Annotated in this window: 13 protein-coding genes; 7 read left to right on the plus strand and 6 right to left on the minus strand. The window is 55.2% G+C overall.

What is annotated here, in order from left to right:
• Position 1 precedes the first annotated feature (1 nt).
• Positions 2-700, plus strand: a complete 699-nt coding sequence (gene urtE / locus AL479_RS20840) for an urea ABC transporter ATP-binding subunit UrtE (RefSeq protein WP_061077472.1) — start codon at positions 2-4, stop codon at positions 698-700.
• A gap of 34 nt (positions 701-734) precedes the next feature.
• Here urtE and ydeE read toward each other — a convergent pair whose 3' ends face one another.
• On the minus strand, positions 735-1,922 hold the full coding sequence (ydeE, locus tag AL479_RS20845) for an efflux MFS transporter YdeE (protein WP_061077473.1): 1,188 nt from the start codon (positions 1,920-1,922) through the stop codon (positions 735-737).
• A 196-nt stretch (positions 1,923-2,118) separates the two neighbouring features.
• On the opposite strand from ydeE, the gene eamA reads away from it, so the two are divergent.
• A complete protein-coding gene (gene eamA / locus AL479_RS20850; protein ID WP_061077474.1) occupies positions 2,119-3,021 on the plus strand; it encodes an O-acetylserine/cysteine exporter in 903 nt (300 codons plus the stop codon).
• Positions 3,022-3,121: 100 nt separating this feature from the next.
• On the opposite strand, the gene marB is transcribed toward eamA, so the two are convergent.
• Genes marB through marR form a run of 3 tightly spaced genes read right to left on the minus strand, consistent with a single transcriptional unit; the run spans position 3,122 to position 4,209 of the window.
• The gene (marB, locus tag AL479_RS20855; protein WP_061077475.1) at positions 3,122-3,340 is read right to left on the minus strand and encodes a multiple antibiotic resistance protein MarB; all 219 of its coding nucleotides are present in this window, start codon (positions 3,338-3,340) and stop codon (positions 3,122-3,124) included.
• Between the two features lie 33 nt (positions 3,341-3,373).
• Positions 3,374-3,754: an MDR efflux pump AcrAB transcriptional activator MarA gene (gene marA, locus AL479_RS20860; RefSeq protein ID WP_146109693.1), complete on the minus strand. Its 381-nt coding sequence runs from the start codon at positions 3,752-3,754 to the stop codon at positions 3,374-3,376.
• A gap of 20 nt (positions 3,755-3,774) precedes the next feature.
• Complete coding sequence (gene marR, locus AL479_RS20865; RefSeq protein ID WP_061077477.1) at positions 3,775-4,209, minus strand: multiple antibiotic resistance transcriptional regulator MarR; 435 nt, start codon at positions 4,207-4,209, stop codon at positions 3,775-3,777.
• Between the two features lie 259 nt (positions 4,210-4,468).
• Here marR and AL479_RS20870 point away from each other — a divergent pair, with 259 nt between their 5' ends.
• Positions 4,469-5,131, plus strand: coding sequence for a MarC family NAAT transporter (locus tag AL479_RS20870; protein ID WP_061077478.1), 663 nt, complete (start codon positions 4,469-4,471; stop codon positions 5,129-5,131).
• A 34-nt stretch (positions 5,132-5,165) separates the two neighbouring features.
• Here the strand turns inward: AL479_RS20870 and AL479_RS20875 are convergent, their stop codons facing one another.
• Positions 5,166-6,362, minus strand: a complete 1,197-nt coding sequence (locus AL479_RS20875) for a sugar transporter (protein WP_061077479.1) — start codon at positions 6,360-6,362, stop codon at positions 5,166-5,168.
• Positions 6,363-6,455: 93 nt separating this feature from the next.
• Complete coding sequence (ptrR, locus tag AL479_RS20880) at positions 6,456-7,316, minus strand: putrescine utilization regulator PtrR (protein ID WP_061077480.1); 861 nt, start codon at positions 7,314-7,316, stop codon at positions 6,456-6,458.
• 99 nt (positions 7,317-7,415) lie between these two features.
• On the opposite strand from ptrR, the gene sad reads away from it, so the two are divergent.
• From sad to AL479_RS20900, 4 genes are all read left to right on the plus strand, one after another.
• Entirely contained in the window at positions 7,416-8,804 is a 1,389-nt protein-coding gene (gene sad / locus AL479_RS20885; protein ID WP_061077481.1) for a succinate-semialdehyde dehydrogenase, read from the plus strand.
• A gap of 101 nt (positions 8,805-8,905) precedes the next feature.
• Positions 8,906-10,495 carry a methyl-accepting chemotaxis protein gene (locus AL479_RS20890; RefSeq protein WP_061077482.1) on the plus strand — a complete coding sequence of 530 codons (1,590 nt, stop codon included), beginning with the start codon at positions 8,906-8,908 and terminating at the stop codon, positions 10,493-10,495.
• Positions 10,496-10,558: 63 nt separating this feature from the next.
• A complete protein-coding gene (gene glsB / locus AL479_RS20895) occupies positions 10,559-11,485 on the plus strand; it encodes a glutaminase B (protein WP_061077483.1) in 927 nt (308 codons plus the stop codon).
• Entirely contained in the window at positions 11,485-11,844 is a 360-nt protein-coding gene (locus AL479_RS20900) for a DUF4186 domain-containing protein (RefSeq protein WP_061077484.1), read from the plus strand. The genes glsB and AL479_RS20900 overlap by 1 nt, the downstream gene beginning before the upstream one ends.
• Positions 11,845-11,952 lie beyond the last annotated feature (108 nt).

Genomic DNA, 11,952 nt, shown 5'->3' on the forward strand with positions numbered 1-11,952 from the left:
GATGCTACAGGTAAATGAACTGAATCAATACTACGGTGGCAGCCATATTCTGCGCGGCGTTACCTTTGACGCCAGCCCTGGTGAAGTGACCTGCCTGCTGGGACGCAACGGCGTCGGTAAAACCACCTTGCTGAAGTGTCTGATGGGGCTGGTACCGGCGCGTAGCGGAACGGTAACCTGGCAGGAGAAGAACATCACGCATCGCAAGCCGCATCAGCGGGTGCAGGCAGGCATCGCGTATGTACCGCAGGGCCGCGAAATTTTCCCGCGACTAACGGTCGAAGAAAACCTGCTGCTGGGGCTGTCACGCTTTTCGTCGCGCGAAGCGAAAGCGGTTCCGGAAGAGATCTACACGCTGTTTCCGGTACTGAAAGAGATGAAACAGCGACGCGGCGGCGATCTCTCCGGTGGTCAGCAGCAGCAACTGGCGATTGGCCGTGCGCTGGCGAGTCGTCCGCAGTTATTGATCCTCGATGAGCCGACGGAGGGGATTCAGCCGTCGGTTATCAAAGAGATAGGTCAGGTGATCGCTCAGCTCGCCCGTCGCGGCGATATGGCGATTCTGTTGGTTGAGCAGTTCTACGACTTCGCAGCGGAACTGGCGGATAACTATCTGCTGATGTCGCGCGGTAGCATTATTCAACGCGGACGCGGTGAAAATATGGAATCGGAAGGGGTACGCGGTTTAGTGGCTATCTGACAGACGTGCAGGCCTGCGCCTGCACGACATCGGTTCAGCACAGCGCTGGCTGGCCCCAGGGGCGGACGCGCATGCCTTTAAGCATCAGCGCCCATGCGGCAATAATCGCCACCATCAGGACGATAAACAGCGTCCAGGCGGGGAAAGAGGTCAGAATGACGCCGCTGGCCAGTGGGTTAAACGCCGCTCCCAGCCAGCCCAGCGACTGCGCCGAGAAATAGCTGGCCTTCATGCCCGCAGGAGCAATGTTATCGATCAGCATGTATTCGCCCGGCGCGTAGATCACTTCGCCAAGGGTAAAGATCGCGGCGGATACGCCCCACAGCAAAAGGCTGTTGCCGGAGATCATGAACCCGCCGAGGCCAATGACAAAACAGACGGTGCCAAAACCCATCAGCGGACGAATGTTTCCCGGCGTCAGTCTGCGCCCCACGGCATACTGCAAGCTGACGACCACCGCGGCGTTGACGGGCAACACCACCGCCACCACTTTCTCGGCGAAATTGCCATCGGCGACGACCATAACGTACTGAGAGAGGCAGGACGCAAACGCCCCGGACACAAACGAGGCCAGAAACGCTGACAGCGTAAACCAGAACAGCGCTTTATCGTGCAGCAGTACCGCTGGCGACCACGCGACGCTGTTTTCGCTATTAACGGCGGCGGCAGAACGCTTGACCATAAACTGGATAAACACCAGTGGAAAGGCGGAGCAGAAGGCGGCGAGCCAGAAGGGTAAGTTGATGCTCTGCATCACCAGCAGCGTGCCGAGCGGCGGGCCAACGGTCCAGCCGATATTCAGAACGGTATAGTTGAGTGAGAAGATTTTTGCCTTCGCGCCGGGCGAGAGATGGTCGGCAAACCAGGCCTTCAGCACGGTAGCAAATACCGAATAAGCGCAGTTGATCAGGGCAAAAAGCAGCACCACCAGCATCACGCTATCAACCAGCGGAATGGCGATAAAGCCAAAAGCAAAGGCGGAAATCGCCAGCAGCATGTAGCGCTTCTTGTCGAATTTGTCCGCCAGAATGCCAAAGCCAAGGCTAAAGACCACGCCGATGGTCAACGCAATGGTCATGGCATAACCGATCAGATCCACGCTCAGGTCGTACTGGCGACTCAGATAAATGGTCATGAAGGGCAGCGTTGCGCCACGACCGATCGTCAGTAACAGTGAGGAGGCGAGTAAAGCGAGGGTGGATCGTCTCAGCGTCTTGTTCATTTCTCTGCCCGACAGTGCGATTCGTCATTTTTGTTTTAGATATGTAAAGAAATAACACGGTAAAATTGTGATGTATAGCGGATAAATGGTTCTATTGTGCACTGCCATCCCTACCAGAATTAATGATCTGTTGCATGCTAATAATTTCCGTTACTTTAACTTGTTTACAAAAATTTAAACTTCGCGGAGCGGTGGTATGACGCGCAAAGACGGGCTGTTGGCATTACTGGTGGTGGTGGTTTGGGGGCTGAATTTTGTCGTCATTAAGGTGGGGCTGCATGCAATGCCACCGCTGATGCTGGCGGGGTTACGCTTTTTACTGGTGGCGTTTCCGGCGATATTTTTTGTTGCGCGTCCGCGTATTCCGCTGCCGCTGCTGCTCGGTTACGGTCTGACAATCAGCTTCGGTCAGTTTGCCTTTCTGTTTTGCGCGATCAAATTTGGCATGCCAGCTGGGCTGGCGTCGCTGGTATTGCAGGCTCAGGCCTTTTTCACCATTGTGCTGGGCGCATTTGCCTTTGGCGAACGTTTGCAGGGCAAACAAATTGCCGGAATTGCGCTCGCCATCTTTGGTGTGCTGGTGCTGATTGAAGGCAGTCTCAACGGACAGCATGTCGGGTTGCTTGGCTTTATGCTGACGCTGGCGGCGGCATTTAGCTGGGCGTGCGGCAATATCTTCAACAAGAAAATAATGGGGCATGCTTCGCGCCCGCCGGTGATGTCGCTGGTGGTCTGGAGCGCGCTGATCCCGATACTGCCGTTCTTTGCGGCGTCGCTGTTCCTCGACGGGGCGACGCAAATCGTGCAAAGCCTGATTGCTATCGATCTGACCACGATCTTATCGCTGGTCTATCTGGCCTTTGTCGCCACGATTGTCGGTTACGGGATCTGGGGTACGCTGCTCGGTCGTTATGAAACCTGGCGCGTCGCGCCGCTTTCTCTGCTGGTGCCGGTGGTGGGTCTGGCCAGCGCGGCATTGCTGCTCGATGAAACGTTGAGCGCGTTACAGTTGTTTGGCGCCGTGCTGATTATGGCGGGTCTGTACATCAACGTGTTTGGTTTTCGCTTACGCAGAGCGGCGCAGGTGAGGGGATCGTAGGCCGGATAAAGCCTGGCAATTAGTGCAGTGATTGCGCTGCGCTTGTCAGGCTATCGCGATCGGCAAAAAAAAGCCCCGCTTTTCAGCAGGGCAAAACGAATCACAGGCTGTGCCGGTTGTAATAGGGCACGCCCAGTTCGTCGGACTTATCGCTTCCCGCGCCCATGTGGTTAAAATCAAACGGTGACTGCTCCAGAGAGGTGGGGACAATCATCGTGTCACGACTGTTTGTCGTGGTGGGCTGCGCGGATTGCTCCGCAACGCTCTGACCTGAAACAACAAGCAGCAGGACCAGCATTGCAGAAGACAACAGTTTCATGATTTCCTCGATTACGTCGTTTACAGGCGATGGTTAGTTACAATGGTTCAGCGGAAGCAAATACCGTGATTCACCGTGCATATTGGTAATACGGTATTTGTGTGGCGGAACGTCGAAATAGTTTTTGAATGTCCGGGTCAGCGTCTGTTGCGACTCGAAACCGTAACGTTCCGCCAGATATAAAATCGGCTCGTTACTCTCTTTTAATTTTTGCGCTATTTCGGTCATTTTACGGCTGCGGATGTACTGGCCTAATGAATGGCCGGTCTCTTTTTTGAACATCCGTTGCAGGTGCCATTTAGAGTAACCTGAACGCTCAGACACTTTTTCCAGTGAGAGCGGTGATTCCAGGTTATCCTCGATCCAGTCCAAAATGCTATGAATGGTGATAGCGTCAGTATTGCGTCTGGACATCGTCATACCTCTTCTTGTTTTTACGGCAGTACTTTCTTAAGCAAAAGCTCAAGCGTTGCCACTTCGTCCGCCGTTAAGTTTTTTGTTAATTCCTGGTGCAGGTCTTGTCCTACTAATTGATGACATTGCTCACAAATTGCCGCGCCGTGTTCGGTGAGTTTCACCAGCACACCGCGTTTGTCATTCGGGTTAGGCAGTCTGTCAATCCAGCCTTTGCAAACCAGACGATCGAGCATGCGCGTTAAAGCGCCGAGATCGACAGACAGCACTTTTTTCAGTTCAACCGGGGTAATGCAGCCCGCACAACGGATAGAGCAGAGCACCTTAAACTGTGCTGCCGTGATATCCAGCGGTGAGAGATAGTCGTTCAACAGACGATCTTTCTTCTGATTGACCATGTAGATCAAGCGCCCCAGTGGGATGATTTCATTGAATAAGTCACTGGTGCTTTTCACAATGGTTGCCCTGGCAAGTAGTTAGTTACGGCAGATAATATTGCCCAGGCAACTATAAGTCAAACGAATGGATTTACCGATCACACGTTTTGCTAAAAGCGAAAAGACGTGCTCTGCATCACATTTCATTTTGTTAATGATAATTACTGGTTATATCTCTGGTCGATAACGAATGCTTACAGCGCCAGAATGGCTAACTTCATGGTTTTCCACTTATACTTGCCGCTAATACATGAGTGAAACAGGAATGACGGCCAATATGATGGATTTGTTTAAAGCAATAGGGCTGGGGCTGGTGGTGATTCTGCCACTGGCGAATCCGCTGACGACCGTCGCGCTGTTTCTCGGCCTTGCCGGGAATATGAACAGCGCAGAACGCAATCATCAGTCGCTAATGGCTTCGGTTTACGTGTTTGCCATCATGATGGTGGCCTACTATGCAGGCCAACTGGTGATGAATACTTTCGGTATCTCCATTCCGGGTCTGCGTATCGCCGGGGGCTTAATTGTGGCGTTTATCGGTTTCCGCATGCTGTTTCCGCAGCAAAAAGCGCATGAATCGCCGGAGGCGCGGAGCAAGTCGGAAGAGCTGGAAGACGAGCCGACCGCCAATATCGCGTTTGTGCCGCTGGCAATGCCAAGCACGGCGGGGCCAGGAACCATTGCGATGATTATCAGCTCCGCCTCAACGGTGCGCCACGGCACTGATTTTCCGGACTGGGTGATTACCGTCGCGCCGCCGCTCATCTTTGCGCTGGTCGCAGTGATCCTGTGGGGATGTTTACGCAGTTCCGGGGCGATTATGCGTCTGGTGGGCAAGGGCGGCATTGAAGCCATTTCCCGCTTGATGGGTTTTCTGCTGGTTTGTATGGGCGTGCAGTTTATTATTAACGGCGTGCTGGAAATTATTAAAACCTACTGATCAAAAAGCCCGGTCGCGATGACCGGGCTGTCTGTCAGGAATGCTGCGGCTGTTCTTCTAACGAGACCGGCCATTTACGGAAGATAATCACCGACCAGATCAGCGCGGCAAGCGCCGGAACGGCACCCACATAGCCAATGGTTGACATTGACCAGTGCAGACTCACCTGATTTCCCACCAGCGCGCCCGCGCCAATACCAATATTGAAAATGCCGGAAAACAGCGCCATCGCCACATCCGTGGCATCGGGGGCCAGCGCCAGCACCTTCACCTGCATCCCGAGGCCAATCACCATGATAGCAATCCCCCAGAAAATGCTCAGAACAGCCAGATGAGATTCACTGTCAGCGGCAGGTAACAGCAGTACCAGACAGACCAGCAGCAGCGCGATGGCGATGCTGATGAGCGCCGAGGCGTGGCGATTGCCGAGCTTCCCAAAGATGACGCTGCCGATAATGCCCGCACCGCCCAGCACCAGTAACAGTAAGGTGGCGAAATTCGCGCTCAGCCCGGCAACGGTCTGCACAAACGGCTCGATATAGCTATACGCCGTGTAGTGCGCCGTCACTACCACCACCGTCAACAGATAGAGGCACATCAGCGCCGGACGGCGGAACAGCAGCGGCAGACTTTTCAGTGAGCCGGAATGTTCACTTGGTAATTTCGGCAGCAGCTTGATCAGGCAAATCAGGGTAATTAACGCGCCCATCCCGATGGCAAAGAAGGTGGTTCGCCAGCCAAAATACTGACCAACAATACGACCGAGCGGTAAGCCCAGCACCATCGCCAGCGCCGTTCCGGTGGCAAGTAAACTTAATGCCTGAGCGCGTTTGCCCGCCGGGGCAAGGCGGATAGCGAGTGAGGCGGTAATCGACCAGAAGATCGCGTGCGCAAAGGCAATCCCGATACGGCTAATCACCAGCACGGTGAAGTTCCACGCCAGGAACGAGAGCACATGACTGGCAATAAACAGCGCAAACAAACATATCAGCAGCTTACGCCGCTCAACCTGACTGGTCAGCAACATGAACGGCAAGGACAACAGCGCGACAACCCAGGCGTAGATCGTCAGCATGATCCCGACCTGTGCGGTCTGCATATTAAAACTCTGAGCGATGTCGGAAAGCAGACCCACGGGGACAAATTCGGTGGTATTGAAAATAAACGCAGCAATAGCCAGCGTAACGACCCGTAACCACGCGACTTTGCGGGAAACCGTTTGAGTTGTCATAAAAATGAATCGGTTCGTTGCGAAAAGGAGAGGATGCGATCTTAAAACGTTTGCTGATGAAAAGACAATCGTTTTGTGATTCAGATCCCGTTTTTAGCTCTGTTCCGTTAACAGCTTAATGAACGCCTCCAGTTGGCGCATTTTCGCCCCGCGCCGCCAGACCAGCCAGGTGGTCAGCCAGCGCCAGTTCCCGGACAGCGGCCAGGCGTCGACCTGCTGATGTCCGGGCATACTTTCCAGCATCGAACGGGGGATCAGCGCGATACCGGCACCGGCAATCACGCAGGCCAGCATGCCATGATAGGACTCCATTTCGTGGATCGTGCCCGGCATTGCCCGATCGGCATGAAACCAGTTTTCGAAATGGCGGCGATAGGAACAGTTGGCGCGAAAGGCGTAAATATTACTGCCGTTGACCTCGCTGGCGCGGGTCACCGGCGCGTGACCGTGCGGCGTGACCACCATCATCTCTTCCTGATATACCGGCATCCCTTCAAGGCCGGGGTGGGTAATCGGTCCGTCTACAAAGGCCGCATTGAGATGACCTTCAAGCACGCCGTCCAGCATGTTGCCAGAGGGGCCGGTCGCCAGAGAGAACTGGATTTTGGGGTAACGCTGATTGTAGCGGGCAAGCGTGGCCGGTATGCGCACGGCGGCCGTGCTCTCCAGCGCGCCCAGCGAGAATAGCCCCTGGGGTTCATCACCGGCGACGACCATCCGCGCCTCGTCAACCAGCGCGAGTATCTGCTGACTGTAGCGCAGAAAGTTGTGCCCGGCGGGGGAAAGGCGCAGGCGCTGGTTCTCGCGAATAAACAGATCGACGCCGAGATCCGCCTCCAGTTGGCGAATGCGGGTGGTGAGATTGGAGGGGACACGATGCACCTTCACCGCCGCCTGGGTGATGCTGCCCGTTTCGGCGACCGCGTTAAACATCTCCAGTTGGGTCAGATCCATGGTTTTCTCTCTTCGTGAATGGTTTGGTTAATATTATTCATTTTTCGGAAAGAGTAAACGCGTCCATGATGATGACATCAAGAACGACGGAGAGACTGTATGACGATTTCACCGGCAACCCATGCCATTTCCATCAACCCGTGCAATGGCGAACGTCTTTCAGCGCTGCCGTGGTCTACGGCCCAGGACATTGAACAGGCGCTACAGCTTGCGGCTGTGGGATTTCGTGACTGGAAACAGACCACGGTGGCGTATCGGGCGCAGAAATTACGCGACATCGGCCAGGCATTACGCGTGCGTGGCGAAGAGATGGCGCAGTGCATTACCCGTGAGATGGGCAAACCAATTAAACAGGCGCGTGCAGAAGTGGCAAAATCAGCGGCGTTGTGTGACTGGTACGCAGAACATGGCCCGGCGATGCTGGACGCCGAACCCACACAGGTGGAAAACCAACAGGCGGTGATTGAGTACCGTCCGTTAGGTACCATTCTGGCGGTCATGCCGTGGAACTTTCCGTTGTGGCAGGTGCTGCGCGGGGCGGTTCCGATTTTACTGGCCGGGAATGGCTATCTGCTTAAGCCTGCGCCAAATGTTACCGGCTGCGCAAAAATCATCAGCCAGGTCTTTACTGATGCGGCGATACCCGCTGGCGTTTACGGCTGGCTGAATGCGGATAATCAGGGCGTCAGTACATTGATTAACGATGCGCGGATTGCGGCCGTGACGGTGACCGGTAGCGTACGTGCCGGGGCGGCCATTGGCGCTCAGGCCGGTGCAGCATTGAAAAAATGTGTGTTGGAGCTGGGCGGTTCCGATCCGTTTATCGTGCTTAACGACGCCGATCTGGATCTGGCGGTGCAGGCGGCGGTGGCCGGACGCTATCAGAATAGCGGGCAGGTTTGTGCGGCGGCAAAACGCTTTATTCTCGAAGAGGGGATCGCAGAGTGTTTTACCGAGCGCTTTGTCGCTGCTGCCGCCGCACTGAAGCAGGGCGATCCGCTGGCGGAAGAGAGCGAACTTGGGCCGATGGCGCGTGCCGATCTGCGTGACGAGTTGCATCAGCAGGTGCAGGCTACGATTGCCGAAGGCGCTCAGCTACGGCTTGGCGGCGAGAAGCTATCCGGAGCCGGTAACTTTTATCCGGCTACTGTGCTGACCAACGTGACCCCTGAGATGACGGCGTTTCGCGAAGAACTTTTCGGACCGGTTGCGGCGATCGCCGTGGCGAAGAGTGCTGAACATGCGCTGGAACTTGCAAACAACAGTGACTTCGGTCTGTCGGCGACCCTTTTTACCGCCGATGAAGCCCGGGCACTGGAGATGACCGCACGTCTGGAATGCGGCGGTGTCTTCATCAACGGCTTCAGCGCCAGCGATGCCCGGGTGGCGTTTGGTGGGGTTAAGAAGAGCGGTTTTGGTCGTGAACTCTCGCACTTTGGTCTGCATGAATTCTGTAATGTGCAGACCGTCTGGAAGAACCGACGCTAATCTTTCTGGCGCTCTGCGGGGCGCCTTGTCACATTTCTGCCATAGTTTTGTCATTTACGCTTCGTAGACTCGCGTTTAACGTGTTGATACTGAAGAATATTATGAACTTAACTCAAACTTTTCGTCGCGTTATGCGCCGTTTTCTGCCTCAGCAGTTTGGCCTGTTAACCGGGATTTTTTGCATTATCGCGCTGTTTTCCGTGCTGCAAATGACGTCATCACTGATGCTGTCGTTTTCTGTCAGTCAGGCCAGGGAAAACGAGCAGCGTAACCAACTGGCGTTGCGTCAGCAGACAAAAGTCGAAGAGGCGCGGATCGCGCTTCTGACCGCCAGCGATCTGCTCAATCGGGCGGGGGTCTACTTTATGCAGGATGCCGCCACGGGTTCTGAAGGTAGCTGGCAGCCGTTGATCGACGAAGCCCGGCAGGCGTTAACCCAGTCAACAACCGCGTGGCAGGCGTGGCGCGACATGAACCCGCAGGCGGACGACGGGCTGGTTGAGAGTTATCAGCGCTTTAGCGGCGGTATCCAGGAGCAGGTGACAGGGTTAAGTAAGACGCAGTCGATCGATGCGTTCTTTGCAGTACCCATTCAGGCGTTTCAGGCCGACTTCAACGATAACTATGCCAGAGTGCAAAAGGTCACTGCGCAGGCGCGGGAAAGCGGACGACAACAACTGCTGGATCGTCTACTCGATCTCCAGCATCTGTTCTTATTACTTCCGGTAATGCTGTTGGCCATTGCGATCGCGGTCTGGTGGGGAATGTCGCGCTGGGTGATTTCTCCGCTGCGCCGGTTGATCGCACATATCGATATTCTGGCGGCAGGCGATCTCTCACAGCCGATTCCTGCCGTACCTGGGTCTAACCGGGAAGTGTCGCAGCTCCACGTGCGTATTGGCGCGATGCAGCAGGGACTACGTGAGCTCGTCCAGCAGGTCAGTGAGGCAACAACGGCGATGGCTGACAATATCGAAAGGCTGGCGCAAAACAATACCCGCTTGTATCAGCAGTCGGCGAAACAGAACGAAGAACTGAATAACGTCACCTCGCATATTTCTGTACTGGAAACGCACGTTGAAGATAACAGCGGGTTTGCCCAACTGGCGAATCAGCGTGCGGAGGAAGCGCGCGCCATTGCGGCTGGCGGTGACCGAATGATGGATACCGTGAATCGTTCAATGCAGGCGATTGTGACGCGCTCGGCGGAGATGCGCGGGATTATTGCGCTGATTGATAACGTCGCCTTCCAGACTAACATTCTGGCGCTGAACGCGGCCATTGAAGCCGCCCATGCCGGTGAGCAGGGACGCGGTTTTGCAGTGGTGGCAAGAGAAGTGGGGCTGCTGGCGCGCAAGAGCAGTCAGTCCACGCAGGATATTCAGGCGCTGATCTATCACTCTCTGCAGGGGATTGAAGAAGGATCGAGCGCGGTGACGCATCTGGAAGAGAACTTACAGCAGGTGATCGCGCTGGTGGAAAATCTGGGTGCCTCGCTGAATGATATCTCCGCCGCGACGCTGCATCAGGGAACCCGGATCCATCAGATGACGCGTCAGCTACAGGCGCTGAACCTGGTCGCTCGTGACACCCGCGAACTGGTGGATACGGCATCCGCCTCCTCGCAGCAGTTGCATCATGAATCGCACCAGTTGATTCACGCCGTGGCGAGATTCCGACTTCCGGCCTGACGTGGGGTATTCCGCTCTGCTATACTCGCAGCCCTTTTCAGACCGGCAGGCAAGGAGCGTGGTGTGGCAATCACCCTGGACAATTCAATTTTAGAGACCATTCTGGCGGAGGTTCGCCCGCTGATTGGTCAGGGCAAAGTGGCGGACTATATTCCTGCGCTGGCCTCGGTTGAGGGTTCCCGACTGGGTATTGCGATTTGCACCGTGGAAGGTCAGCTCTGGCAGGCCGGGGATGCGGCGGAACGCTTTTCCATTCAGTCGATTTCAAAGGTGCTCAGTCTGGTGGTGGCGATGCGTCACTATTCAGAGGATGAGATCTGGCAGCGTGTGGGGAAAGATCCGTCCGGTTCACCGTTTAATTCGCTGGTGCAGTTAGAAATGGAGTCCGGCATTCCGCGTAATCCGTTTATTAATGCCGGGGCGCTGGTCGTCTGCGATATGTTACAGGGGCGACTCAGCGCACCGCGTCAGCGTATGCTGGAAGTGGTTCGCGCGCTGAGCGGCGTGCCTGATATCGCGTATGATGCGGTGGTGGCCCGCTCAGAGTTCGAACATTCCGCCCGCAATGCCGCCATTGCCTGGCTGATGAAATCCTTCGGCAATTTTCATCATGACGTGACGACGGTCCTGCAAAACTATTTTCATTACTGTGCGCTGAAAATGAGCTGTGTGGAACTGGCGAAGACGTTTGTCTTTCTGGCGAACCAGGGGAAAGCGTTTCATCTTGATGAGCCCGTGGTGACGCCGATGCAGGCGCGACAGATAAATGCGCTGATGGCGACCAGCGGAATGTATCAGAATGCCGGGGAATTTGCCTGGCGCGTTGGCTTGCCAGCGAAATCGGGCGTTGGTGGGGGGATTGTGGCGATAGTGCCGCATGAGATGGCGATTGCCGTGTGGAGTCCTGAACTGGATCCGACCGGGAATTCGCTCGCGGGTATCGCGGTGCTTGAACAGCTAACACAACGCTTAGGACGCTCAGTTTACTGATGAACACGTTTGATCCGCTTTTTGCCCGTCTGTCGCGCTCGCCGTTTCGCTCCCGTTTTCGACTGGGCACGAAAGAGAGACAGTATTGCTGGGATAAAGGGGCAGAGGTTATCGATCGGCATGCTGCGGATTTTGTGGCGAAGCGACTTGCGCCAGCCACACCGGTCAATGATGGCAAACAAACGCCGATGCGCGGTCATCCGGTATTTATCGCCCAACATGCCACGGCGACCTGCTGTCGCGGCTGTCTTGCCAAGTGGCATAATATCGCCCAGGGACAGCCGTTGAGCGATGAGCAACAGCAGTATGTGGTCGCTGTTATCCATCACTGGTTAGTGCTTCAAATGAATACACCGTAATAATTAAATGGTTACGTTAATCCCATAAAATAAGCGTGGTTTATTGCTGGCGGAGTTAACAAATAAAAATGTTAACGCGGCAGGAGGACGGCTACCTTTGAGAATAAT

It is taken from the genome of Citrobacter amalonaticus (assembly GCF_001559075.2).
Classification (GTDB): Bacteria; Pseudomonadota; Gammaproteobacteria; order Enterobacterales; family Enterobacteriaceae; genus Citrobacter_A; species Citrobacter_A amalonaticus_F.